This is a genomic window from Photobacterium sp. R1, from assembly GCF_054600795.1.
This window is the reverse complement of record NZ_BAAHZP010000733.1, coordinates 1-255: the sequence shown is the minus strand read 5'-3', so window position 1 is coordinate 255 and position 255 is coordinate 1. Positions and strand designations below refer to the sequence as shown.

1 protein-coding gene is annotated in these 255 nt (G+C 49.4%); it reads right to left on the bottom strand.

What is annotated here, in order from left to right; all coding sequences use genetic code 11:
* Positions 1 to 24: 24 nt before the first annotated feature.
* Positions 25 to 255 (bottom strand): hypothetical protein (locus ACYP03_RS27015; RefSeq protein WP_459782811.1); only part of this gene is annotated, 231 nt, incomplete at its 5' end.

The window sequence follows — 255 nt, the reverse complement described above, 5'->3', positions numbered from 1 at the left end:
AATAAACGAATCAACATTTAACGTTTAACGTTTAAACAAGCGGCAAAACGAATAAGCAACTATACCAACAGCAGCAACAGGTGCTGCTGCAGTGAATACCGCTCCAGTTGCCATTCCACCACCAACCACAGAACCAATTGTTGCCATTCCAGATGATATTGCTGCAGATCCAGCCGTGCCTGAGGCGCCAGCCAGTGAGGCTAATCCCGCCCCAGTCGTTCCAGCAGTTGCAGCAGTTGCAGCAACACCAGCTAT